The sequence below is a fragment of the Actinoalloteichus hoggarensis genome (genome assembly GCF_002234535.1).
Lineage (GTDB): Bacteria > Actinomycetota > Actinomycetes > Mycobacteriales > Pseudonocardiaceae > Actinoalloteichus_A > Actinoalloteichus_A hoggarensis.
Window position 1 is genome coordinate 4922001 of the sequence record NZ_CP022521.1, and the last position, 24456, is coordinate 4946456.

The following is a 24456-nucleotide window of genomic DNA, read 5'->3' on the forward strand; positions in this document are numbered from 1 at the left end:
CGGAAAGACGGAGTCGTGCTGCCCGCCGAGGGTGGGCGACGCCGGATGCGCGATCTGGTCCCGCCGACGACGCCGTCGGCGGGTCTTCGACGACGTCAGCGCCTTCGGGCGCGGTAGGCCCGGCCGGCCGCGCCACCCGTCGGGCGTGGCCGCCACGATGCCGAGCTTCGACGACGAAGACGTCGCAGCCGCTCCAGGAGCCGCACCAGCACGGGACGTCGGTCGACGAGGCCGAGTGCGATCAGCGGCCGTGACCGGTGTCGCGGCTGCCAGGCCACCGGGATCGCCAGCCGGGGTGCGAGCACCAGCCACCAGCGGGCGGCGGGCCGGGCGGGCGCCCAGGCAGGCCGATGCCAGACCAGCCGCGCGCCGGACGCGCCGCCCCGCTCGATGCACGCCCGCCCGGCGCTGCGGGCGGGGACCGTGTCCGCGCCGAGCAGGCACCGTGCGAGCAGCCGATCGCCTTCGAGGTCGAACAGGTCTCTGGAACGGTGGATGCAGGTGGTGGCGTCGAAGGGCCGCCTGCCGCCGCCGACCCGACACGGCAGCACGTACTCCCCGTCGTCCCCCGCCACCAGGTAGAAGTCGGCGGGCCTCGTGCCGGACCAGCGTGGCGGCCTGCTGGTCGCCCTGACGGTGGGTGCGAGGACGTCGTACAACTCCCGGCGGGCCAGCGCCGGATCGGCGGAGCCGCCGCAGTACTGCTGAAAGCGCTCGACCGCGTGCGGCAGGAGTTCGACCTCGTCCAGCAGCCGCCTGCCGCGCAGGGACGACGGCGTCACGGCCGCCGCGCGCCTGCCGGGGAAGAGCACGCAGTAGGTCGCGATCCACTGCGGGGCGCCGTCGCGGTCCTCGGCCAGCGGTAGCAGCACCTCGTCTTCGATGACCACGAAGTAGCCGGACCGGCTTCGGCGCCCCGCCACCGAGGCGGGCAGTCGGTCGGTGACGGTTCCCCTGACGCGGATCTGCTCGTGCAGCCAGGCTCTGGCCTCGGTCGGATCGGCGAACCCCATGGCCTCCGCGCAGCTGTGCGCGCAGCGGTCGGTCACCACCACCGGCCAGTCGCCCCGGTTCACTCGCATCACCTCACCGTTCTCGGCTGCCGGGCGACGAACGCGGTGCCGAACCGGCGACGAACCTGCTTCGCGAGGATGGCTGCCATCCGCGAGAGATCACCTTGACGGCGCAGGCGCGGGCGGGCAAGAGGCCATCTCGGGGATCATGAGCGTCGGCGGGCGGCGGGCGGCGGGCGGGGCACGGGGCGCGGAAGGCAGGCGGCGCCGAGCCGTCGCCGTCGAGATCCCCTCCGCCCCTGGCGACTGGCGTCCGGGGAACTCGGGCCAGACGACTCGGACCCAGTCACTCAACCCCTGGCCGCTCGAAGCTCGGCGATCCGAGCCCCGGCAGACCGGTCCGGTGATCATGCCGATGCGCGCCCCTCGAGCGTCCGCGGCGGTTCCGAGGGCGGCCGGTGTCCATCCGGTCCGAGCCTGGTGTCCATCCGGTCCGAGCCCGCCGTGATGGCGGTCGAGACGGGAGCCCGCGTGCATACGCTGTCGGCCGACGGCTCGCGTCACCATCCCTTTTCGGCATGATCGGCGGCAGACGACCTCCACCACGGAGACCAGGATCCGGCTCGGCGACTCCGACCTTCGGGTGTTCCCGCTCAATCTGGGTGGCAACGTCTTCGACTGGACCGCCGACGAGCAGCAGTCCTTCGCCGTGCTCGACGCCTGCGCCGCCGCGGGCGGCGACTTCGTGGACACCGCCGACGCCTATTCGGTCTGGGCGCCCGGCAACCCCGGCGGAGTGTCCGAGGAGATCATCGGCCGGTGGAGGGCGGCCAGAGGCAACCGCGACGAGATCGTGCCGGCGACGAAGGTCGGCTGGCACCCCGAGGCGAAGGGGCCGGCGGCGGGGACGCTCCGCGCCGCTGCCGAGGCGTCGCCGCGCAGGCTCGCCACCGATCACCTGGATCCGTTCTCCACCCACTTCGACGACCCGTCCGTGCCGGTCGAGGAGTTCCTCGGCGAGTTGGACGCGCTCGCCCGGGAGGGCAAGGTGCGCCACATCGCCGCCTCCGACATCACCGCGGAGCGGTTGGAGGAGGCACTGCCGGCCTCCGACCGTGCCGGTCTGGCTCGTTACGTGGCGATCCAGCCGCATGACAACCTCGTCTCCCGTGACACCTATGAGGGACCGCCGGCGGAGACCGCGGCCCGGCACGGCCTCGTCGCACTGCCCTGCTTCTCCCCGGCCGCGGGCTTCCTGACTGGCGAGTACCGTCCCGGCGTCGAGGTGGACAGTCCTCGCAGCGACGGCGCGATGCGGCACCTGGACTCGAACCGGGGACGGTCCGTGCCGGCCGCGCTGGACAAGGTGGCCGAGCAGCGCGGGACCTCGGTGACGGCAGTGGCGTTGGCGTGGCTGCGCGCGCAGCCCACGGTGGTCGCCCCGGTCGTCAGCGCCCGCAACCCCCAGCAGCTGTCGACGCTGCTCGCCTCGGTGCCGCTGGCCTTGGACGAGGACGAGGTCGCCGTGCTCACCGCGGCGAGCGCCTGAGTCGATCGGGGCGCCGGGCACGGCGTCGCGGGCGGATCGCGCGGCCTGCCGTCGTCCTCGGCCGGACGCGGGCGGGTCGTGCTTTCGGTCCGCGCCGGAGAGGACACGCTCATGACCGGCGATGCCGCGGTCCCGACGTTCGACTCCGACGGGCTCGGCGGGCTGCGACGGTTCCCCCTCGCCCTCGGCGGCGCGGCGTTCGGGCGCGGCGCGACCGAGGCGGAGTCCTTCGCCCTGCTCGACGCCTTCGTCGGTGCGGTCGGCACCATGCTCGACACCCGCTCTCACTACGGCGCGGCGGTCGGGGGCTCGGATTCGATCATCGGCCGTCGGCTCCATGCCCGCGGCCGGCGTGCCGACGTCGTGCTCACGGCGAAGGTCGGCGACCTTCCCGGCGGCGGCGCGGCCTCCGCCGCGCCCCTGCGCGCCTCGGTGGAGGCCGAGTTGGGCGGCTGCGCACCGATCACGTGGACCTGCTCTGCCTCGAAGACTTCGGGAACCCCGTGCATCCGCCGAATCCGGAGCACTCCGAGGGCCGGGCGGACCTCGAGAACCGGCGTGTCCCGCTGGAGGAACTGCTGGGCGCGGACGACGGACTCGTCCGTGCAGGCAAGGCGGGCCGGTTCGCGGTCGCCTTCATGGCGGCCGACCGGGCGGCCTCGGCGATGAGGATCTCCGCTCGCGACGGCCTGGCCGCCTGCGTCGCGGTCCAGCCGTACGGGTACAGCCTTGTTCGGCGTCGGGTCGACGAGGTGGCCCTCGCCGAGGTGGTCGCCCGCCATGGGCTCGCCGTGCTGCCCTTCGATCCGATCCGGTCTCTCGGCTTCTGGACCGCCGATCGACGCTTCGACGGAGTGAGTCCGAACGCACTGGTCGCGCGGGCCTGCCGACTCGCGACGGGTGGGGAGGGGAGGCGGTCGAGGCGTCGGCCGCCGTCGCGCGGGAACGCGGCGCGGACCTCGCCGCGGTGGCCCTGGCCTGGGTGCGTGCGTGGCCCGGCGTCGTCGCGCCGGTGGTGAACGCCCGCACCCGCGAGCGGCGTGGCGCGCTCCTGACCTCGGTCGACGTGACGCTGAGCAGCGACGAGACCGACCGCCTCGCCGCTGTCGGCGGCTGACCGGACCGGCGCGCGACCGAGTGTTCCGGGAACAGGCACCCGCGACGCGGCGGGCCCCACGTCTCTCTCGATCGACCGCCGATCGATGTCCGCAGGCACCCGCGCGCCGGGCGGGCTGGTTGTCATTCGGCCGTGTTCGTCTCGCACGCACTCGTTCGTCGGAGTGGGTACGGAACCGTCCCTCGGCACCGCGCGGCGAGAGGTGCGGGACTCACCGGGATCGGCGGTGGAGGAATTCTTCGTCCCGGTCGCTCCCGGAACGTCCGACCCCGGTTCGCCGTGGGCACGGACCAGTCGTCGACCGCTCTGACCGGCGGCGACGAGCCGGGACCGGAACCGAGGAGCCGCGCTGACGCCCGACGCCGAAACGGCATCGACAGTCCGCGAGGGAGGGCTTTCTCGTCCTCATCGGCCATCGGTATAGCGCGGGCCGTCGACACGAGTCCTGTTCGGCCGGACAAAAGCCACCACTTCACACGGTTACTGGTGTTCACCCTTGCGGCGTAATGCAGAATGGGCAGCCGGGCGAGGCTGTCACAGGAGAGTGACCACGCTCCCCCAGGGTCCGTAGCCGTCCAACGAAGCGCAGCCGGAGTTGATCAATGACGCGAATTCCGACGCGGCTGGGCAGAGGCCGAACGATCCGGTCCCGAGTTCTGACGATCGCGCTCATTCCCAGCATCGCACTGCTCGTCCTGGGATTCGGCGCCGCCGGCTATCTGCTGCTGCAAGGCGACTCCGAGCGCCAGTGGTCGAACCTCGTCGAAGAGGCGATCGAACCGGAACTGCGCTTCATCACGACGTTGGAGGAGGAGCGCAGGCTGAGCCTGTTGCGGCTCGCGGGCGACGACGACTTCAGCGGCCTCGAACGACAGCGCCGGCAGGTCGACGACGTTCTCAATGAACGCCCCGAGCTCGAGGCACGACTCATCCGCGCGAATCCGGAGGCCATCGGCGCTGCGAGCGAGCGGTACAACGAGTCGTTGGAGCAGCTGCCCAGCATCCGGCAGGGCGTCGACGACGGGACGATCCCGCAGCGGGAGGCCTACGCCTTCTACAACCAGCTGATCGACGTCAGCGGGCTCGTGCTCGACGGCATCGCGCAGACCGCGCGGGACCCCGAGGCGGCCAGCGCGAAGGCGACCGCGGCCGATCTGTTCGACCTGCTGGAGGGCATGTCGCGGTCCAACGCCCTCGGCGTCGGCGGGGTCGCCTCCGGCGGTATGTCGGTCCTGGACAGCCAGGAGTACCGCAGACAGGTCGACGCCTATCACGTCGGCGTCGACCAGGTGCTGCCCACGCTGACCCCCGAAGGCCAGGCCGCGCACGCCGAGCTGCTCGCGAGCGAGGCGTGGCATCGGCTCACCTCCGTCGAGAACGCCATCATCGATCGAGGCGCCTTCGCGGCGGACCCGCGGGACGCCGGACTGCCGCTGAACGTCGACGCCTGGCAGGAGTCGGCCCGGGTGGTGTCCGAGTCGCTGTTGGACATCTGGATCGGACAGCATCAGCACGCGCAGGAGCTCGCCGCCGCGAGCAGTGAGCGCACCTTCGCGAACTCGCTCATCGCGGGCGTGCTGGTGCTCGCCGCCGCGATCGGCGCCATGCTGGTGGCCGCGCGGATGTCCAACCGGTTGATCAACAGGCTGCACCGACTGCGCGACGAGACCCTGAAGTCCGCCGAGGTCCGGCTGCCCGCGGTGATGGAACGGGTGCGCAAGGGCGAGGACATCTCCCCGGAGACCGATCTCCCGGCGACCGACCCCAGTTCGGACGAGATCGGCGAGGTCGCCGAGGCCTTCGACTCCGCTCAGCGCGCCGCCGTCGCGGCGGCCGTCCAGGAGGCCAGGACCCGGACCGGGATGAACGCGGTGTTCCTCAACATCGCCCACCGCAGCCAGGTCGTGGTGCGCCGCCAGCTGGAGGTGCTGGACGAGGCCGAGAGCAAGCAGGAGGACCCGCGTCACCTGGAACTGCTGTTCAAGCTCGACCACCTGGCGACTCGTGCCCGCCGCAACGCCGAGAACCTGGTGATCCTCGGCGGCGAGCGGCCGGGACGCCGCTGGCGCAACCCGGTGCCGCTCGATGAGATCGTCCGCAGTGCCGTGTCGGAGACCGAGGGCTACGCACGGGTGCACGCGCTCCGGCTGCCCGACGTGTCGATGCAGGGCGCCGTGGTGGCCGACCTCATCCACCTGCTCGCCGAGCTGGTGGACAACGCCACGTCGTTCTCGCCGCCGGACTCGCGGGTCGAGGTGCGCGGCAACCTCGTCGGCAAGGGCGTGGTGGTCGAGGTCGAGGATCAGGGCCTCGGCATTCCCGAGGAGGAACGCGAGCGGATCAACGCGACGCTGCACGATCCGCCGGACTTCGAGGTCATGACGCTGTCGGAACGGATGCGGCTCGGCCTGTTCGTGGTGGCCCAGCTGGCGCATCGCCACGGCGTCACCGTGACCCTCGCGGAGTCCGCGTACGGCGGGGTCCACGCGATCGTCCTGTTGCCGTCGACGCTGATGGCGGCGCGGCCGGCGGAGGACGACGGGGACGAGCGCGGCGAGCTGCCCCGGCGTCGAGTGCTGCCGGGCGGCGTGCCTCGGCAACGGCCCGATCGGCGGCCGAGGTACGAGCCGGACGACACCGAGACCATCGTGTCCACCGCGGCCGTCGTGTCGGACCCGGACCGCGCGGGCTCGGACCGGCCGGAGGCGGGCGGGGCGACCGAGGACGATCCCGCCGCGCGAACGCGATCGTCGGACCGGGTCGCGCCAGGACGTCGCGCGGCCGACGGGCCGCCGACCGGCCTATCCGCCGCGCCCGCCGCGCACGACGGATCGACGGGTACAAAGGAGACCGGGTCCCCACAGGCCTCGCCAGACCGGCCTGTGCCAGCAGTGTCCTCGGCCGAGCAGGGCGAGGCCCCGACATCGGCCGTGCACTGGCCCGAGGAGGACATGTCGTCCGAGAAGCCGAATCCGCCGAGCCACTCACCCGATCCGCGACGTGCGGATCCCCTGCCGGTACGCGGACCCGCGCCTGCGACGTCCCAGTCGCCGACGCCTCCGTCGCCGACGGACCGCCGAGCCCCGCTGCCGCGCAGGCGGAAGCAGCGCAACCTCGCGCCGCAGCTGAGCGGCGAGATCCGAGCCCCCGGTGCGGCCACGCCGACCGACGTGCGCCCCGCGCGGTCCCCCGAGGAGGCACGGGCCGCGATGTCGGCGTTCGTCCGAGGCAGCAAAGAGGGCCGCGACAACCAGACCAACCCCGATCTGTGAACGGGCCGATGAAGAAAGCGGACGAGGACACGATGGTCAAACCCGAGACGAACGATCTGGACTGGCTGCTGGACGACCTGGTCAAGCGGCTGGTGGGCGCCGAGCAGGCGGTGGTGCTGTCCGCCGACGGACTGCTCATCGGACGCTCGCAGAACCTGTCGCGCGAGGACGGCGAGCATCTCTCGGCGATGGCGTCGGCCTTCCAGAGCCTGGCACGCGGGGTGGGCAGCCACTTCGACAAGGGGCAGGTCCGGCAGACCGTCGTCGAGCTCGACCGCGCCTACCTGGTCGTGACCGCCGCGGGCGACGGCGCCTGCCTTGCCCTGCTCGCCGCCGACACCGCGGACATGGGCATGGTGGCCTACGAGATGAACGTGATGGTGCAGCAGGTCGGCACGAATCTCACGGCGAGTCCACGCCGCGACGCCCTGGAGGATCTACAGCCTGACCCGACGCCGTGATCATGGACGGGAGCGAGTCCTGGTTCGACGAGGAGGCCGGTCCGTTGGTCCGGCCCTTCGCGATGACCCGCGGCCGTGCGCCGAGCGGTCGCCACGAGCTGAATATGATCACCTTGGTGGTCGCGATCAAGCCGGACTCCGATGCCGTCACCCTCGATCGGGAGTCCGCCGAGATCGTGCGGATGTGCCAACGACGTCCGCTGTCGATCGCCGAGATCGCCGCCAGGCTCGACGTGCTCCTGGCGGTGGCGAAGGTGTTGATCGGCGATCTGATCGACCATGACTTCCTGATCTTCCAGGACCCTCCGCCCCCGGTGGAGACCCCCGACATGGACCTACTCCAGGCGGTACTGAATGGCCTCCGTGACCTCTGACAGACCTCCATCCTCGACCATCGGCGTGACCTCGGCGAAACTCCTGATCGCCGGCGGCTTCGGGGTCGGCAAGACGACGATGGTCGGCTCGGTCAGCGAGATCTCACCGCTGCGTACCGAGGAGAACCTCACCGAGATGAGCGTCGGCACCGACGACCTGTCCGGTGTGGAGGGCAAGTCCACCACCACCGTGGCTCTCGACTTCGGTCGCATCACCATCAACCCGTCACTGATCCTCTACCTGTTCGGCACCCCGGGCCAGGATCGGTTCTGGTTCATGTGGAAGGAGCTGGCCATGGGCGCCCTGGGCGCCGTGGTGCTCGCCGACACGCGACGGCTGGACACCTGCTTCCCGGCGGTGGACTTCTTCGAGCGCAACCGCATTCCCTTCATCATCGGCGTCAACTGCTTCGACGACGCCGACGTCTACACCGACGAGGAGGTTCGGGACGCGTTGGACCTCGATCCCGGCATCCCCGTCCAGCTGTGCGACGCCCGCGAGCGCGAATCCGGCAAGCAGGTGCTCACCACGCTCATGGAGCACGTCGTGGACACCGCCAGGCGGTCCATCGCCGTCCGCTGAGGCGGGGGCGCCTGCCGCCGCGGCATGCGGGCCGCCGATTCGATCCGCTGACGACGACCGTGCGGCTCCTCGATCTCGCGGCCCCGAACGGGGTCGAGGAGTCGGCCATCGGACACGGCACGCCTGGCCCGATGGGCCGCCGATCAGCGCCGACGGGGTCGCCGCCTGCGCGAAGCCGGGGTGACGCAGTGCCGTCGACCACACTCGCCACCACGCCGGCGACCGAGGAGCGTCCGACCGAGACGGCGTCGGGAGCAGGCCGCGGCGAGGAATGTGACGAGTTGGCCGCCGGGGCCGTCGTCAGCGGGTCGAATCGGTCGGCGACGTGGCCCGCGGCGGCGCTCGACGCTGTGACTCACCGACATCGTCGGCGCGACAGGGGTCCAGCCGCGCCGCGACGCCGGTGGTCTGACAGGCACAGAGGACGAACCGGAGCGCGTCCGACCGCCCCGGGCCGAGCACGGCGGCCGTCCCAGGGCCCGGCGCTCTCGGGCGGCCGACCACGGCGAGCGGCGTCGGCGTGAACACGCCGGCGGCCTCGATCGCGTGCCGTCGGGGGGGATCAGGCGTCGGTTCCGTACTCGGCCACCAGCTCGGCCTCCCGTTCCGGGCTGAGGCCGAGGAGGAGCGGCACCTCGGCGTTCCGCCCCCGAAGCCAGGTCAGCGTGTCCCGGGCCGTCTCGCCGATCGGGCGGTGTCGCAGCCCTGCCTCGGCCGCCGCCGAGGAGTCGATCCCGAAGAAGCCGCGCATGGTCGCCTCGGCGGGCGGCAGCCACAGCGGCAGGTCGAACCAGGGGCGCACCTCCTCGGCGGCCAGCTGCTCCTCGGTCAACTGGACGGGCCGTAGCGGAGTGTCGACCGCCTCCGCGACGGCGTCGAGGAGGTCGGCGAACCGCACGGGTGCCGCGGCGGCGTTGAAGACGCCACGCACCCGGGTGGCGCCGAGCACGACCAGCCATCGGGCGAGGTCACGGGCGTCGATGTACTGGACGGGCGTGTCCAGGACCGGCGGCACGAGGTGCGGTCCGGGCGTGCTCAGTCGCGACACCCAGTACGTGAACCGGTCGCTGGGATCGTGCGGGCCGGCGATGATCGCCGGACGGACGATCGTGTGGCTCTCGAACAGCGCGGCGACTCGCCGCTCACACAGTGCTTTGAGCGCCCCGTAGGAGTCGCCGTCGACTTCGGCGGGAACCGGCCCCTCGATCGTCGCGAGCGGGGCGTCCTCGGTGATGCCCGGCTCGGGGAAGCCGTCGTAGACCGAGATCGTGGAGATGAAGACGTAGTGGCCGCAGTGGCCCGCGAGGTGCTCGGCGCTGCGGGTGATCTGCTCGGGGTGCGACGCCGTCAGGTCGTAGACCACGTCCCACTCGTGCCCCGCGAGCGCGGTGACGTCGGAGTCCCGGTCACCACGCAGTCGGGCCGATGACGCGAACAGATCCGGATTGGTGACGCCGCGATTGAACAGCGTCACCTCCCAGCCGTCGTCGATCAGTTCCGTCACCAGGTGAATTCCCAGGAATTCCGTTCCGCCCAGGACCAAAGCCTTCGATCGCCCGCCCATAAGACGATCGTGGCGGCTCCCCTCCTCATCCGCACGAGCACCGCAGACAGTGAGACGCTGGTCACCATCCCGTCGTGACGATGGCCCGTCGGCGCGGTCCGCGGTGGAGGGAGCGGGCGGCGACCACGCCGACAGGTCCGCGCACCCGTCACCAGATCGTCCGGCAGGAGACGTCATCCACGATGCCGTCCCCGTCGAGATCACGACAGACCACCGCGCCCCGCTCGAGACTGTGGGTCGGACCGCTGGTCATCGCGACGAGTCCGATGATCAACGTCCAGATCGTGAGCAGCACGACGAGGAACCGGTGCACGCACCACCATCGTCGGCACGGGTCCCGGTGCGGACAATACGGATGTCCGTTGACGTCGTGAGCCATGAGATCGCTGCTTCGCGGAATCGACGGATCATGGCGGCCCGACGCGGGCGGGTGATTCTCGCGGCGCGACGCTGCGCACCACCACCGGGTCACCTGGGAATCGCGTCAACACTAGCAGCAGGAGACCGAGCCGGACGGTCTCCGCGTCAGCACGTGACAGAACAGCTCGATCGGGGGAACCGGTCCGGCGGGCCGTCCCCGCCCGACGTCATGCCCGTCTACAAAGGACTGCAGCCGGCGGCCCGTCGCCGGGCGGCTCGTGGATCGTCGCAGGTCACCAGGTCCGACCGGGCGGCAGGCATGACGCCGTGGCCACGGCTGTCGACGGCCCGCCGCCACGGCGCCTCGACGACGCGCGTCGGCCGGGATCCGCGCGACGACGTCGTCGAGTCCACATCGGATCGACAGGCGGGAGCGATCGCGACGCGGAATCGTCGACGGCACGAAATTCACCGCACCGGCACGATCTCCACGGTTTCCGCCGCCGACGACGGGAATCGATCACGCGAGTCGGGTCGGATTCCCCGCCGTGCGCCCGGTCGCCCGTCATACGCCCGACCGCGATCGTCGTTCGCGTCGGAACCGCGTGCCCACGGCCCGAGATCGTGTGTGCCCCACGGCGGCGGACCGGCCGCCGCCGAACAGGTGGAGACGTCGTCGAGCGTCGTCCGACGGCCGCTCCCGAAGCAGCGGCCGGGCCTTGGGCCTGCGAGCACCGTCGCGGCCGCGTACCGAGCTCGCGATGCGTCCCCGCGGCCGCCGGGCCGACCGCCCGGCTGCGCGGTCGGCCGTCGCAGGCGGCACCAGATCACCAGGTGACGGGGAGGGCGGTGAGGCCGCCCGCGAGGATGTCGCGATCGATGCGCAGCTCTTCGACGGGAACGGCCAGCCGCAGCGTGGGGAACCGCGGGATCAGCAGGCCGAGGACGGCCTGTAGTTCGAGGCGTGCCAGCGCCGTGCCGATGCAGTAGTGGATGCCGTGCCCGAAGGCGAGGTGGGAGGCGGCCTGGCGAGTGACGTCCAGCCGGTCGGGGTCGACGAAGACCGTGTCGTCATGGTTGGCGGCGCCGGTGTCGAGCAGGACGAGTTCCCCGGCTCGGATCGTGATGTCCGCGATGTCGACGTCGGTGTGGGCGTAGCGGGCGATTCCGTCGCCGCCCTTGTCCATTCCCCGCAGGATCTCCTCCACCGCCGCCGGGATGAGGGCGGGTTCGGCCAGCAGCAGTCCCCATTGCGCGGGGTGGGACAGCAGGGTGAGGACGCCGAGGCCGATGGCCATCACGGTGGCCTCGCCGCCGAACAGCAGGGTCATGGACAACACCGCGACGGCCTCGTCGTCGAGTTCGACGCCGTCGACCGGCTCGGCGGCGCAGAGTCGGGAGATGACGTCGTCGGCAGGCTCACGACGCTTGCGGGCGACCAGCTCCCGGCCGTAGTCGACGAGCCGTGCGAAGCCCTGCTCGGAGTGGTCGCGGTCCTTCACATAGCCGGCGGCGTGAGTCCAGGCCTGGAACCGTTCGCGGTCGGCGACCGGCACGCCGAGCACCTCGGCGATCACTCTGCCGGGCAGCGGCTGCGCCAAGGCCGTGTTGAGGTCCGCCGGTCGCCGCCGTGTGGCCAGCTCATCGAGCAGTTCGGCGGCGATCTCCTCCACTCGCGGCCGCCAGGACCGGACGCGACCGGGTGCCAGCTGTGGGCGCAGCAGCGTGCGCATCCGGAGATGGTCGGCCTTCTCGGTCTCGTGGCTGCCGCGAAGCCTGCCCAGCATGGCGGCCTCACCGGTGCGCGCGGCGTTGTCCGGGTCCGGATGCGACCTGCCCAGGCGGGGATCCTCCAGCAGCTGCCGTACCTCCCGATAGCCGGTGACCCGCCACGCGGCGCTCCCCGAGGCGGTGCGCACCCGGTGGACGGGGCTCAGGCGTTGCAGCTGCCGGAGTATCGGGTCCACGTGGAGCGGCCGAGCGTCTTCGATGGACAACTGGACAGGGGCCGTCACGGAAGCTCCTTCATACACGCGGGTCTCAGGCGAGAAGATGTCACTATCCGAACAGGAAGCTACACGAACGGTAATCATTTCCACGAGGGAATTCACCCGTCCGGTCAGAATCGGCGCACACCTGACCTGCGGGGGCCGAAGGCGTGGCGCGCGGCGAGACGCCGCCGCGCGCCGAGGGCCGTCCGCGGTGACACGGCGAGGCGGAATCACGGCGTCGTCGCATCCGTCCAGGTCCGTCACGGCGGTGGCGCGGACTCGGACTCCCCGGAGCATGTGGTCGGCCTCCTGGACCGGGTGAGTCTCACCGTCACCGTACTCGGCAGTGCAGCCTCCGTGGCAAACCACCGACGAAAGGCCCGGAAGAAGACCGATGGCGCGACGAAGGCAACGACAGTCGCCACCACAGTCGTCGGCTCTCCTCAGAGTCGGCCCTCGAACTCTCGAATCCACACGACCCTGCGGAGAGCCTTACGCTCGCAATCGCCTTCGCATCGAACCTGTGGGCGCGCAATAGCGGAGCAGGATCATGCCGTCTCGGGCGACGCGGCAAGGCGGTCGCGAATCGAACCCGAACCGTAATCCTCTGCAACAGAGGAGTCGTCTTCGGCAGGGCTGGCGACAAGGGTGGACGTACTACCCGACGGCTCGCCGATCAGCCCTGACAAGATGGCCACACCATAATCGGCCTGCTGGAACTCGGGTCCGAAACCAGCGTCCGGGACACGTGGAACAGGACTCAGATCTCCGATGCTCTCAGTCATACTCTCGCGCGCAGGTTCCAGCACCTCATCCAAGGACGTCCGGATCAAGTCGGCATCGCTGAAGAATGAATCGATTATCTTATCGGGATCACCGCCAGACACCGACCCCAAAGCGCTGCTGAGCTCCCCCGTGAGAGCCACGCCGACGGCAGAGGCAGCCACACCGGCGATAGTGAAGTTCTTGGGAGCCATCAGGATCGCGGTCAGGGCACCCCCGATACCATTACCAGCGATCCGACCGGCATAGTTCACATCGGTCTGCGACCGCGTCTCTCGATATTCTTCCGCAGCTTCATAAAACGACTCCGCCAGAAGAGACAGATCCTCCCGAGCGACGTGAATGGCGTCCTGTACGGCTACGATTCCAGACATGATGTGCCCAATGCCGATCAGGCCCTGCTCATAGCTCTTCTGCAACTTGTCGATATGCCTACGGGCAGCAATACCCGCCACACCTCGCCAATCCTCGGAAATTCTCAAGGCTTCCCGGAATTCGATCTCCGCATCCTCGTAATCCCGGTAGACACCGAGCAGATGACTGCGAAATTCTCCCATTCCATCGACATCGGGACCCGAAAAAGCCCGGAATATCCGCAGTGCCTTCAGTCCATCATCTCGCACTTGCGCATCGATGCCGGCAGCCAGCTCTCCCTCCAGGTGCTCGAATCTTCCTACCCGGTGAAGCAGATCGATAGCATTGAGAGCCGCATTCGCCGGCCCGCGCAGTTCGCGACGAATTCCGTCGAAGTCCCCATCGGTGAAGATTCCTTCGGTCACACTCTCCCCCTGGATAACAGCCAGATCAGACAGTACCTGCCGCCCCAGCCTCGTCGACTCGTTCGTAGGTGTTGGCGACCGCATTCAGGGCCGCAGCCGTCTCCTCCGCACACTCCACCAGCTCGTGCAAATACCCTCGAACATCAGCGACGCACCGCTGATAAGCCCAGGCGAACGAATCATATCCAAGCGAACTTCCGAATACATGACCGGCGTCGCTAGCACCATAACCGTCCCCCAGCCCGAGATCGTCCAATCCAGGAAGGGGCACCCCGGCAGAGACGTCGACCTCCCCGACCTCCTTGGCCGCCGCCGACGACTTTTCCGCGAATTCTTCGATACACCTACCCGCGTAAGCCACGTCTTCGGGGACCACGTCAAATCCCGACATCGAACCCTTCCTTTTCTCCTTTACATCCTGGCCACGAGACCACTGTACGACGATCAGACGGCCGCAGGCGGGGAGATTCGTCGACCACGGCAGGTCACCTCTAGAGTTCATCCACATGCCCGTTCGACACAGGGCCGTTCAGCGGGTTCGATTAACCTTGACAGGCTAATCTGCAATCCACCTGCATAAGCGGGTACATGCCAGGGGGTGCGTACTGGCGGCTGAGAACGATCGGGCGCCACGTGACCGCCTTACGGAGTTGTCCACCGAGTCGGTCATCGTGGAGACGCGGGCGGTCGACACCGGTGAGGGCCGAATCGTGCGGCGTCGGCGGGCAGACTCGCATAGGCGACGTCGAAGATCGTCTGCACCGACACCGACTCCACCGACAGCCGACTCAGTCTGCTGTCGTGCGCGTCGAGTTCGTCGACCACGCGGCTGACCGGGAGCCGGGGGCGGGCGGCCAACCGCGCACCGGCCACCGACAACGCCACGGGCAGGCCCCCGCACTGCCGGGCGAGCTTCGCCGTGGCCTCTCGTTCCGCCGAAGCGCGTTCCTCGCCGACGAAGCGTGTCAGCAGCTCCACGGCGCCGGTGTCGTCCAACGGCGACAGATCGACGAAACGAGCACCGTCCATGCCGAGCCCGATGAGCCGCACCCTGCTCGTCACCACCACCACGGACCGGTCGGAGGACGGCAGCAGCGGTCGGACCTGGGCCGCGGTGGCGGCGTCGTCCAGCAGCACGGCGACGGCCTTGTCGGCGCTCATCGTGCGGAACAGGCTCGCACGCTCCGACAGATCGTCCGGAATCCGTTCGTCGGCGACGCCCAGCGCCCGGAGGAAGCCCGCGAGCACTCGGGCCGGTGGGACCGGCTCGCCGCCGCCGGACCCGCCGAGGTCGGCGTAGAGCTGCCCGTCCGGTGTCTCGTCGGCGAGCTGTCGCAGCCAGTGGGCGGCCAGCGTCGTCTTCCCGACTCCACCCAGGCCGGAGACGACGGTCATGAATCGACCGGCGCTGTCGGATCGCATTCCGTCGAGTAGTCGAAGTTCCTCGACCCGGCCCGTGAAGCGACTCGATCCGAACGGCATCTGCCGGGGAATCGTGATCTGATCCGGCCTTTCAGCGGTGTGCAGATGAAATCCACCGTGTATCGGACCTGCCTGCACCGCACTGCCGAAGACCGTGCCGGCGAGGGCATTCACCACGCCGATGCTCTGCTGCTCGGAATCCTCCTCCATGATCCCCCCACCGCTACCCGCGGACACGCCGGAAGCCGTCCGCCCACCATGCCGCACCCACCGACACGCTGACGATCGATCATAGTGGTGAAATCCACGATGTCCTCGATACACGCGGGCCGAGGCCGAATTCGTCGGCTGTCCCGGAAATCGAATACCCATTCGATGGTGATTCGACAATGCCAAGCACGGCGGATCGTGGTCGGTCACGCACCAGCCGGTGCCGCCGTCACGTGTAGCCCGGCGGCACCGGCGGTGGCCTCACCTCATCCCGCCTCCCGCGCGGGCCCCAGGCTGATCAGGCCGCACCCGTAGGCCTTGGCCCGCCCGATCCCGCCGAGGACCGCCGCACGCAAGGCCTCGACGTCGGTGGGCACGAGATGCCCGTCGAAGCGGACGGGCTCGATGGTGATCTTGTTCCCGTCTGTTCGGCCGTGCAGGCTCGGCCGAGGCGCGGGCGCGACGTCCGCCTGACCGTCGCGGCCCACCGGCAACACGAAGCCGTGCTGCTCGCCCTTCCGCGCCAGCCACTCCACCTGCTTGGCGGGCAGCCGCTGCGGCACGGGCTTGCCGCGCCCCCTGTTCCCCGACACGGAGTCCGGTGGATGAATCGCCCGAGTGGGATTGCCGACCAGTCGGAAACCGATCTTGCGACCAGGAGCGATCAGCCGTAGGAACGGATCGAGCGAACGGACGTCCGGCGGGGCGGCCAGGTAATCGGCGGGCAGCGCCGCCCACTTCGGTTCCAGCCTGCTCTGCACGAGCAGGACGAAGCCGCGCTCGTGCTCGTCGAGTCGCCACAGCGCCCCGCAGTGCTGGCGGGCGGTCCGCTGGACATCGAGGTCGGGGAAGGCCGACATCACGGTGCGGTGCATCTGATGGACGTCGGCGTAGTCCAGGCGGAAGTTCCGCGAGGTCACGTCGACGGTGAGTCGACTCAGGAACACGGGCGGTCTCCCGGCGAGATCATGGCTGGCGTGAGCGGGATGTGAAGCGTCGTGAAGGATCGGCTGGCGAAACGGCGATCGCCCCGGGCGAAGGACAGTGGATGGTCGGAGCGGATCTCGGCGTTCTTGTCGGTGGCGTCGCAGTCGATCACGGCTCGAAGCGGGGGCGGCGGATCCGGATCGCCTGCACCGTGAAGGCGAGCGCTGATCCGGGCGCGGTTGACGCCGGTCTCCAGCCACGGGTGCTCGTGGAGGACCGCAGCCGGCGATCGCTCCGACAGGCCCCAGCCGGACGGAGCCTCCGCCGAACCTTCGCCCAGCAGCGGCCGGGACGGGACGAAGGCCTTACGGCCGAAGAACAGCGGCCACGCCGGAGACCGAAGCGCCGCCTCGGCCCGCAGCAACAGCGCCTCCTGTTCGGGCCCCTCCCCCGCCAGAACCACCAGGAACAGTGCATCGGACAGGTGATAGCGGTGGCTGACCACCGTGCGATGCCCGCCGCCCTCGGTGTTCGGAACGTTCTGTGCGGTGTGAAAGTCGACTTCCAGTAGTCCTTCCCGATCGACGCGAACGCCGAGCCTCAACTCCGCCAGTGCGGCGATCGACGCTCGGTCGTCCCGGTCGATCCCCATCGCGGACGCAACGACGCCGACCACCCCGGACTTCGTCGGTTCCCGGGCGGTGTCCCGCTTGATATACGCGGATCTCGTGCCCCAGGACTGCATCGGCGCGTCGAAGCACACCGCAAGCGAGAGCGTCACGGCGCCGGAACCAAGGTCTCGGGCTGCTCCCGAGGCGAGACGCCCGCCGTGGTCAGCACCCGGCTCGCGAAGTCGTCGAGGCTCGGTGCGACGTCGTCGACGGCGACGTGCGGCAGGTCGCCGGAGACCGTGGCCGCGGTGACCGAACGAATCGCGGTGTCGCCGTAGAAGCGGCGCAGCGAGCCGAAATGGTGCAGCATCCGCTCAGTGGAGTCGGTCATCAGATCGAGGCTGTCCACCGGCTTGAGGAAGGCGTTGGCCAGGTTCCACGTCCCGCTGTCCCGCACCACGCCGAGGAACGCGTGCGGCATGGTCAGCGCGGCCATCGAGTTCTGCTTGCCGCTGGGCCGAGCCTGCACGAAGGCATACAGCCAGGCCCGGGCGGTGCGGGCCAGCAGATCACCGTCGCCCCCCAGGTTCGTGCCGAGCTGGCCCAGGTCGACGTTGGCGTACCGGTAGTAGCAGGCCGAGTTGAAATCGACCGTGCCGATCATGTCGGCGCCGGAGGCGTCCCCGGGCTTCTCGTCGTCGACGGCCGTGTAGTAGTCGAACTCCGAGGCCACCGCGTGGGTGGAGATGGCGTGTGCGACCTGGGAGGCGGCATCGACGTTGAAACCCTTGTTGTCGGCGATCATCCGCCCGAAGAGGGCGACGTCGGCGACCCGACGCGCGTCCAGGACCCTGGCCGCCGCTTCGAGCTGTTCCTTCGACGGCTTGATCTTCGCGGCCTTGGCGGCGGGCTTCGCGGGGGGCTGTGTGCCGTCCTTGGCGGCCGACTTCTTCTGCTCGGCCTTGGCCGCGGCGGCGGCCTTCTCCTCGACCTTGGCGATCAACTCCGCTTGTTTGTCGATGCAGTACTGCGCCAGGAACTCCGAGGCCTGCCGCCCGACGAAGAGCAGGTATTCGGTGAGCTGGGTGCTGCGGTCGATGCCGAAGCCCAGCGTCGCCAGGCCTTCCGCCACGATCAGCCTGGTGTGTTCCTCGGGGCCGAGGTTCTTCTCCGTCAACCGGGCCGCCGCCTGGTGCAGGAGGCGCTTGGTCCGAACACCGGTCTCCTCCTCGGCCAGCCCGTTCTGGGTGAAGTACTGCCGGGCGGAACGTTTCAGACTCTGGCTGGAGATCCGGCCCCGAACGGCTCCGCCGAAGGTGGCCGTCTTGGGCTGGCCCATGTCGTCGCGGTTGAGGTTGCTCACCGGAAACGACTGGAGCAGGTGCAGTTCGATGATCATTCAGTTCTCCGTGTCGATGGTGGAGCCTGCGGAATCGGCGGGGCTGTCGGCGGGCTCGCCTGCTGGATCGACGTCACCGTCCGGTTCCGGATCGGCTGGCTGGAGTCGGGGCCGGTGGTAGTCCCGCGCCCAGGCGAGGCGGACCCGCCGCTTCGTCGCCTCCTCGGTGCGCTCGCCGAGGAGAACGATCACGTCGTCGAGCAGCAGCCCGTAGTCGAGGGCGATCTTCTTGCTGCGCAGCAACTGGACCATGTGACGCAGGTAGTGCGGGAGGTTTCGCCGGTCGACCCCGAGCAGCTGCTCGAACCGGCGGTCGATGGTGTTCTCCCCATCCCCTTTGAGGTCGCGCATGGCGATCCCCAGCGTGCGGCTGCTGTCGCGCCCCCGCGCCTGCCGCGGCTGCGGATGGATGCCGAACAGGCCGCCGACCAGGAGCCAGGCCTCCTGCTCCCCTTCCGCGGGCAGCGCGTCGAAGACCAGTCGGTAGGCGTGCGACGCCTGATGTGTGCCGGACAGGCTCCGGCGCAGCGAGGCCAGCGCCCGACGCGCCTCCGACACCAGATAAGGGTTCTCGGAGTTCAGCTTCGAGTGCAGCAGGTACAGCGAGTCGGTGAATACATCGCGATTCCTGGCACGCCGGGTGGCCTGCGTCTCCGTCGTCACGTGGGCTCTCCCTCGTCGGGGCGGTGATCAGTGCGCTGCTCGCGCCGATCATCGGAATAGAGGAACGCGCCGACCTCTCGTCGGTAGAGCACGAGCCGCGTCCCCAACTCGGCGCGGAAGCGGCCGTCGTGTTTTCCTGCCAGGGAAAGCTCTCGGGCACCCCGTCGGGCCGCGCCGTACACCCAGCGGTCGGCCGCGGCGTTGGCGACGCGGGCCACCGCGCGACGCCATGCTTCGACGGCGGCATGCTCCTGGGAACCGTTCCGGTCGGACCGCATCGCCGCACCCAGGTCGAGGATGAAGGTGTGAAACGGCGCGGTCAGCTGCGGCCAGTAGGACACCTCCAACGCGGGCGGGGATTTCACGGCGAAGTCCTCGCGGTATCCCTTGTCCAGCCGCCGAAGCAGGAATCCCACGTCGTCGGCGAGGCGGCAGGAATGGCCGACCACCGCACCGAGCCGTTCCCGCTCCGATTCCGTGCGCAGCAGGGCGACCGGTGCGGGCACCGACTCCTCCAGCCAGGTCTGCACCACGGCCTGCTTGCTGTCGAGCTGTTGGCCGAAGACACGCAGGGTGAAGACGGCATCCTCGGGCAGCAGGCCGTATTCGGTCCGCCGGGCGATCGCGTCCAGTGCGGCGGGCCGTCGCCGATCGCTCTGCTCGATGTTCCGACGTTGCTCGGCGGCCAGCAACAGCTCCTCGGCATGGCGCCAGACTCCCCGTTGTTCTTCCAGCCGAACGGGATACCGCTTGGAGTTCCCCCGCGCCGTGCCCCGCACTATGGGCCTGCGCAACGCCGCCATCCATTCGTGTTCCTGGTCCTCGGCGACCGGACGCAGCCTGGTTCCCGGGGTGATCACGACGCCGTCGACCACCGGATCGTCCGGGTCGCCGTCGGTGGTCAGCAGTACCCGCCGCGAGGGCCACGTCAGCAGGTCGGTCCAGCCGAGCGGCGTCCGTTCGACGGGCTCCGGACCGCCGACCTCGGTGTCCTCCCAGCTCGGGCGGTCTTGTACTCCAGTCCCGGGAGGCTGGTCGATCAGGGGATCGTAGGAGAGGAGATTGAGGAGCAGCGTCTCCTTGAGGGTGCCGCCCTCCACCACCACACAGCCGAAGTTGTTGGCGGGCGCCCGTTCCGAGGATCTCGGTGCCTTCGGATAGGCGCCCGACTTCAGCCCGCCCGGGTCGTAGCACTGCAGAGTCACCAGCCATCGGGCTGCCTCGGCCGGGCTCAGCGTCAGTCTGTCGGCCGAGGTGGTGTGGTCGAAGAGCGTGGCATTACTGCCGCTCGCCCGAAAGGGCACCAACCGAGCAATACCCGACGGGGCGACGGAGGAGAGACTTCGGCTTTGCAGGAACGGCCGCTCGGGGTGGAAGAGATCGAATGAATTCCGATCGCGTGCCAGAAAGTCCTCCCATTGCCTGGTACGCAGGTCATCACGTTCCCACAGCTGCGCCCAGTCTTCATCCGTCGCAGGCCGGAAGACTCGATGTGTCACGGCCAGGACCAGTCGATACAGGGCGGCCGTCATCGTCGGCGACGCCCCGACCAGCCTGCACAGCGAACCGGACCGACCGAACAGATCGGCGAGGCCGACTTCGACGGAGGCTCCCTCCAGCGTCACGACGGGAATCCACGGCTCGTCAAGAAGGTTGAATCGCATCTCACCCCACATGTGAAGACTGTCGATCGATCAAGGAGCAGATTCGGACGGAAGGAATTCGTGCGTCCGCGGGCAGACTCCGCACCCAGGAGGGCCGCAGGACTCGCAGACCCGGTCGAGCTGCTGAGCCGCCTGCGGTGATCACCTAATACTCCCGGACGAGCAGCCCCAGGCCTTTCTCGTACCGCACGCGCGCACCACCGATGGCGACGCCGTCAGGGGGCAGGACCAGAGCCCGGTATCCACCCAGCCAACCGGAGTCCACGAAGGCGGCAGGCGTCGGCAGCTCGGCCAGTGCGTCGACGACCGCCGCCGAGAACTCATACGGTGGGGTCAGGCGGAGGGAGGAGTTCCACAGGGCGGTCTCCATCTCCTCGGTCAGCTCGCCGAACCGGTGGAGGACCAGCGGCGTGTCTCCCGCCAGTGGGGTCGCGGACTGCTCCCCTATGCGGGTGGCCGGTTCGGTGACGTCGTCCGCGAGCAGGATCACGAGACGCAGCTCGGCAGGCTCCACACGATCCGCGGCACGGCCCCGGTCATCCTGCGTCATCCGGACGCCCCTTCTTGCGAGTCTGATTCGCCGACGTCGGATTACCCGTCAACCCGCCGAAGACGAGTTGGCCGACGGGCTGCGGCACACGGACCTTGTCAGCGCGATGGGCGTCGTCCCGCGCCAGAGCCGCGGCAGCCGTGGCCTTCTTCCAGGCCGCCGCGAGTTCCGGCGGCACCGGCTGGTCGAACTCCTCGGCGTAGAGCCCGTCGACCAGGCCGCGCAGATCGGCTGGGCAGTGGATGAGTCGATCTCCCTCCGACGGCCCGAGGCCGCTGCGGTCCCTGTGTTCGCTCTGCTCGCCGTGCGCACGCGGCAGGGCGGCGAGTAACAACCAGGTGCGAAGCAGGAGCAGCGCGGGATAGATCCGCACGGTGTGCGACGGGAACTCCACGCCCTTCGACGTCCGGGTAGCGCCCATCACCACCAGCCGCACGAACAGCGGCTCGGTGCCCCGGTCCTCGTGCCTGCGAATCCGTCCCGCACGCTGGATCAGGCTGTCGATCGGCGCGAGATCACTCGCCATCAGGTCGAAGCTGAGGTCGAGGCCCTGTTCGAGGACCTGCGTGCCGATCACGATGGTGGGGCCGGTCTCGGTGGCTGCCCGGCCGAACCGGGCCGTCAGTCTCTCTTCCGCCGCGGCGCGCTCGGCCGCCGTCAGATGGCTGGTGATGGTGATCCGTTCGAGCCCGCCGAAACCGTGTCGACCGCCGCGTCGGGACAACGCCCGGTGAAGCGCCTCGTCTGTCGCCTTCACTCGCCGCACCAGGTTGTGCACCACGGCGATCCCGATGTCCTGCCCCGCGTCCAGCGCGGCCTTGACCTCGTCGAGCAGCCAGTCCGCCCGCGCGTCGACATCGTCGTCGTCGGGGAGCGTGTCGAGATCGACCGCGATGACGCGATTGCCGTTGCGCTGCGAAACCCTCGCCGCCCCGGACGCGGGCTCGATGTCCCTCCAGGTGCGCACCCCGCCTGCATCCGCCCAGGTCAGTTCCGGGTAGGAGGACGCAACCTGCACCAGGTCGACCTTCGCGACAGGCAGTCCGAGCCGTCCCGCTCGCCAGACTCGGATCAGCTCGTTCTTCCGGTTCGTGGGCAGCGTCGCCGACATCAGGATCACGGGCACGCCCAGCCTGCCCGCCCAATGGAGCAACCGGTCGATCAGGATGGACATGTAGAGGTCGTAGCCGTGCACCTCATCGAGGATCAATACCTTGTTGGACAGTCCGGTCAGCCGAACGAAGACGTGCTTCGAGCGGATCACGCCCATCAACATCTGGTCGATCGTGCCGGTGCCGACGGGGGCGATGATGCCTCGGTTGCGCACGAACCATTCCGGGACCGCCCCCTGCGGCTCGTCCTCGTGATCCCGGTCGACGTCCGCGACCACGACGGGACGGCGACGCCTTTTCGGGCCGCCTGCCGCCGCGATTCGCGCCTGAATCCTCGGATGCTGATCGGCGGCGCCGTGTAAGAGACGCACCCGCATGGCGGGCTGGTGATTCGTGACCAGGTCGTCGAGTTCGGTGAAGACCTGATCGCCGGTGGCCCGGGTGGGCATGCCCTGGTACATGCCGGCCAAGCCAAGCCTGCGTACCAGGACGGCCGCAGCCTGGATGCCCAGCCTGGTCTTCCCTTCGCCGGTGGGTGCCTCCACCACGAGCAGGCCCGGCTCCGTCACGCCGTCGAGCAGCCGCTCCGCTGCCACCTGCACCGGGCGAGGAACGGTCGGCTCGGTCTCGGTGCCGGGAAACAGCGTCGTGAAGCCCGTGTTCTCGGGTGGTCGCCATGGCGTCCAGTCCAGCCTCGTCACTGCCCTGACCGCCTGCGGGTCGGTGCCCTGCGCGTACTCGACCAGCTCGATGTCAGGGCCGACCCACGGGAAGTTGTCTCGATCCGAGGCGATCCAGTCACTGACCGAGGTGAGTCCGGCCAGCCCGACCGCGCCCGCCAGGCCGATCTCCGCCGTGGAGTTCTCAGTGCGCCAGGGAAGCGAATCCCACGCGGGCAGCTTCCAGAGTTCGAGCAGTCGCCCGACCAGGTTCCGGGCCCGCTGCTCCTCGTCCCTTCCTCCGTTGTCCCGAATCATGGCGCCGGTCTCGGCGCGACGGGCGGCATCCGGAATGTATCCATGATGTCCGCCGAGTCCCCAGGCGATCGCCTCGATCATCGACCGATGCGCCTTCACCTCCCTCAACATCCGAGACAGGTGCAGTTGGGTGACCCAGCCGTGCGGCGGGTCGACTCGGACGGCGCCTTTCGGCTGCGCCGCCCGTCGCAGGGCAGGCTCCGTCGGTGCATCGGCATGCGACCGGAGCGCTAGATCGATCCGCAGGGCCTGGAACGCTGGAGCGATCTTGCCGAGGTCATGAAGCCCACTGAGGACGGCCGCCCAGCAGCGAGCGTTCTCCTCCGCGCCGCCCGGGCCGCCGAACCGGCCGAAGGCCGCCGTCATCTCGGCTTGGACCGTGGGTCCGAGCAGCAGCGGATACAGTCGATAGGCGACCGCCGCCGTATCGAGGGCATGGCAGATCAGCGGGTGGGGTACCGACTCGTTCGCCGACTTGGCCCAGGCCCGCAACAGATCGCGATCACCGTCCCGGGCAACGGACGATCGCGGTGGCGATGCTGAATGATCCTCGATCACGCCGAGGAAGCTAGAGGAGCGACCCGACAATTCGGGTGGATTCCAGGAGAATTCGGCCCACGACGGAGAAATTAACTCTAAAGAGTGAACTGCACCGAATTAGGTCATTGCGCTCACAATTATTCTCGCCATCGCGCACGACGGAGCAGGACCTCACGCCCCCGGCGCGAACACCCGCACCCTGTCCTCGCCGACCATGACGACGTCGCCGGGAAGGAGCTGTCGGCCGCGTCGGGACTCGGGCTCGCCGTTCACCGTCACCTCGCCCGCGCCGAGCAGCTCGCGCGCGTCGCCGCCGTCGGCAGCGAGGTCGGCCAACTTGAGGAACTGGCCCAGCCGGATGCCGTCGTCCTGGATCTCCACGTCGCGCATGGGCTCATCATGCCCTTCACCGCCCGGGCCCCGCCGACACGGCCCCCGCCCCACCGGCTCGTCCCCGCGCTCGACCCGGCCGCCACGGCCCTGCCCCGAGCACAGCACCCGCGCAAGCAGGCAGCCGGTGGTGGTGCCCGCGACG

The 24456-nt window shown here is 69.6% G+C and carries 21 protein-coding genes and 2 pseudogenes; 8 read left to right on the plus strand and 15 right to left on the minus strand.

All coding sequences use genetic code 11. The annotated features are described in order from the left end of the window. Positions 1-95: 95 nt before the first annotated feature. A complete protein-coding gene (locus AHOG_RS20980) occupies positions 96-1082 on the minus strand; it encodes a hypothetical protein (RefSeq protein ID WP_093942869.1) in 987 nt (328 codons plus the stop codon). A 574-nt stretch (positions 1083-1656) separates the two neighbouring features. On the opposite strand from AHOG_RS20980, the gene AHOG_RS20985 reads away from it, so the two are divergent. From AHOG_RS20985 to AHOG_RS21015, 8 genes and pseudogenes are all read left to right on the plus strand, one after another. After that, the gene (locus AHOG_RS20985; RefSeq protein WP_245856358.1) at positions 1657-2562 is read left to right on the plus strand and encodes an aldo/keto reductase; all 906 of its coding nucleotides are present in this window, start codon (positions 1657-1659) and stop codon (positions 2560-2562) included. Between the two features lie 111 nt (positions 2563-2673). Further along, positions 2674-2994: pseudogene (locus tag AHOG_RS30585) on the plus strand (aldo/keto reductase); the annotation flags it as partial. 20 nt (positions 2995-3014) lie between these two features. Beyond that, positions 3015-3392 (plus strand): annotated as a pseudogene (locus tag AHOG_RS29175) (aldo/keto reductase); the annotation flags it as partial. Between the two features lie 53 nt (positions 3393-3445). Continuing rightward, positions 3446-3679, plus strand: a complete 234-nt coding sequence (locus AHOG_RS30590; protein ID WP_376700076.1) for an aldo/keto reductase — start codon at positions 3446-3448, stop codon at positions 3677-3679. 602 nt (positions 3680-4281) lie between these two features. Then, positions 4282-6951: a sensor histidine kinase gene (locus AHOG_RS21000; RefSeq protein WP_093942873.1), complete on the plus strand. Its 2670-nt coding sequence runs from the start codon at positions 4282-4284 to the stop codon at positions 6949-6951. Positions 6952-6983: 32 nt separating this feature from the next. Further along, complete coding sequence (locus AHOG_RS21005; protein ID WP_093944665.1) at positions 6984-7412, plus strand: roadblock/LC7 domain-containing protein; 429 nt, start codon at positions 6984-6986, stop codon at positions 7410-7412. Positions 7413-7414: 2 nt separating this feature from the next. After that, complete coding sequence (locus AHOG_RS21010; protein WP_093942874.1) at positions 7415-7786, plus strand: DUF742 domain-containing protein; 372 nt, start codon at positions 7415-7417, stop codon at positions 7784-7786. After that, positions 7767-8369 carry a GTP-binding protein gene (locus AHOG_RS21015; protein WP_093942875.1) on the plus strand — a complete coding sequence of 201 codons (603 nt, stop codon included), beginning with the start codon at positions 7767-7769 and terminating at the stop codon, positions 8367-8369. The genes AHOG_RS21010 and AHOG_RS21015 overlap by 20 nt, the downstream gene beginning before the upstream one ends. Positions 8370-8931: 562 nt before the next feature. Here AHOG_RS21015 and AHOG_RS21025 read toward each other — a convergent pair. From AHOG_RS21025 to AHOG_RS21085, 14 genes are all read right to left on the minus strand, one after another. Beyond that, a complete protein-coding gene (locus AHOG_RS21025) occupies positions 8932-10110 on the minus strand; it encodes an NAD-dependent epimerase/dehydratase family protein (RefSeq protein ID WP_342746038.1) in 1179 nt (392 codons plus the stop codon). After that, on the minus strand, positions 10082-10246 hold the full coding sequence (locus tag AHOG_RS28805) for a hypothetical protein (RefSeq protein ID WP_157736954.1): 165 nt from the start codon (positions 10244-10246) through the stop codon (positions 10082-10084). Before AHOG_RS28805 ends, AHOG_RS21025 begins: the two co-directional genes overlap by 29 nt. An 874-nt stretch (positions 10247-11120) precedes the next feature. Next, positions 11121-12308 (minus strand): cytochrome P450, encoded by a 1188-nt coding sequence (locus AHOG_RS21035; RefSeq protein ID WP_245856361.1) that lies wholly within the window; start codon positions 12306-12308, stop codon positions 11121-11123. 524 nt (positions 12309-12832) lie between these two features. After that, positions 12833-13846, minus strand: coding sequence for a hypothetical protein (locus tag AHOG_RS21040; protein ID WP_157736955.1), 1014 nt, complete (start codon positions 13844-13846; stop codon positions 12833-12835). Between the two features lie 25 nt (positions 13847-13871). Next, positions 13872-14237 carry a hypothetical protein gene (locus tag AHOG_RS28810; protein ID WP_157736956.1) on the minus strand — a complete coding sequence of 122 codons (366 nt, stop codon included), beginning with the start codon at positions 14235-14237 and terminating at the stop codon, positions 13872-13874. A 275-nt stretch (positions 14238-14512) separates the two neighbouring features. Next, positions 14513-15478, minus strand: coding sequence for an NB-ARC domain-containing protein (locus AHOG_RS21045; RefSeq protein WP_157736957.1), 966 nt, complete (start codon positions 15476-15478; stop codon positions 14513-14515). Positions 15479-15744: 266 nt separating this feature from the next. Then, complete coding sequence (cas6e, locus tag AHOG_RS21050) at positions 15745-16425, minus strand: type I-E CRISPR-associated protein Cas6/Cse3/CasE (protein ID WP_093942882.1); 681 nt, start codon at positions 16423-16425, stop codon at positions 15745-15747. Beyond that, on the minus strand, positions 16416-17186 hold the full coding sequence (gene cas5e, locus AHOG_RS21055) for a type I-E CRISPR-associated protein Cas5/CasD (RefSeq protein WP_093942883.1): 771 nt from the start codon (positions 17184-17186) through the stop codon (positions 16416-16418). The genes cas6e and cas5e overlap by 10 nt, the downstream gene beginning before the upstream one ends. Then, positions 17183-18415, minus strand: coding sequence for a type I-E CRISPR-associated protein Cas7/Cse4/CasC (gene cas7e / locus AHOG_RS21060; RefSeq protein ID WP_093942884.1), 1233 nt, complete (start codon positions 18413-18415; stop codon positions 17183-17185). The genes cas5e and cas7e overlap by 4 nt, the downstream gene beginning before the upstream one ends. After that, positions 18416-19078 (minus strand): type I-E CRISPR-associated protein Cse2/CasB, encoded by a 663-nt coding sequence (casB, locus tag AHOG_RS21065; RefSeq protein ID WP_093942885.1) that lies wholly within the window; start codon positions 19076-19078, stop codon positions 18416-18418. Further along, positions 19075-20754, minus strand: a complete 1680-nt coding sequence (gene casA / locus AHOG_RS21070; RefSeq protein ID WP_093942886.1) for a type I-E CRISPR-associated protein Cse1/CasA — start codon at positions 20752-20754, stop codon at positions 19075-19077. The genes casB and casA overlap by 4 nt, the downstream gene beginning before the upstream one ends. A gap of 133 nt (positions 20755-20887) precedes the next feature. Continuing rightward, on the minus strand, positions 20888-21292 hold the full coding sequence (locus AHOG_RS21075; protein ID WP_093942887.1) for a hypothetical protein: 405 nt from the start codon (positions 21290-21292) through the stop codon (positions 20888-20890). Further along, positions 21279-23939 (minus strand): CRISPR-associated endonuclease Cas3'', encoded by a 2661-nt coding sequence (locus tag AHOG_RS21080; protein ID WP_157736958.1) that lies wholly within the window; start codon positions 23937-23939, stop codon positions 21279-21281. Before AHOG_RS21080 ends, AHOG_RS21075 begins: the two co-directional genes overlap by 14 nt. A 153-nt stretch (positions 23940-24092) precedes the next feature. Beyond that, positions 24093-24311, minus strand: a complete 219-nt coding sequence (locus tag AHOG_RS21085; protein WP_093942889.1) for an RNA-binding S4 domain-containing protein — start codon at positions 24309-24311, stop codon at positions 24093-24095. Between the last annotated feature and the right edge of the window lie 145 nt (positions 24312-24456).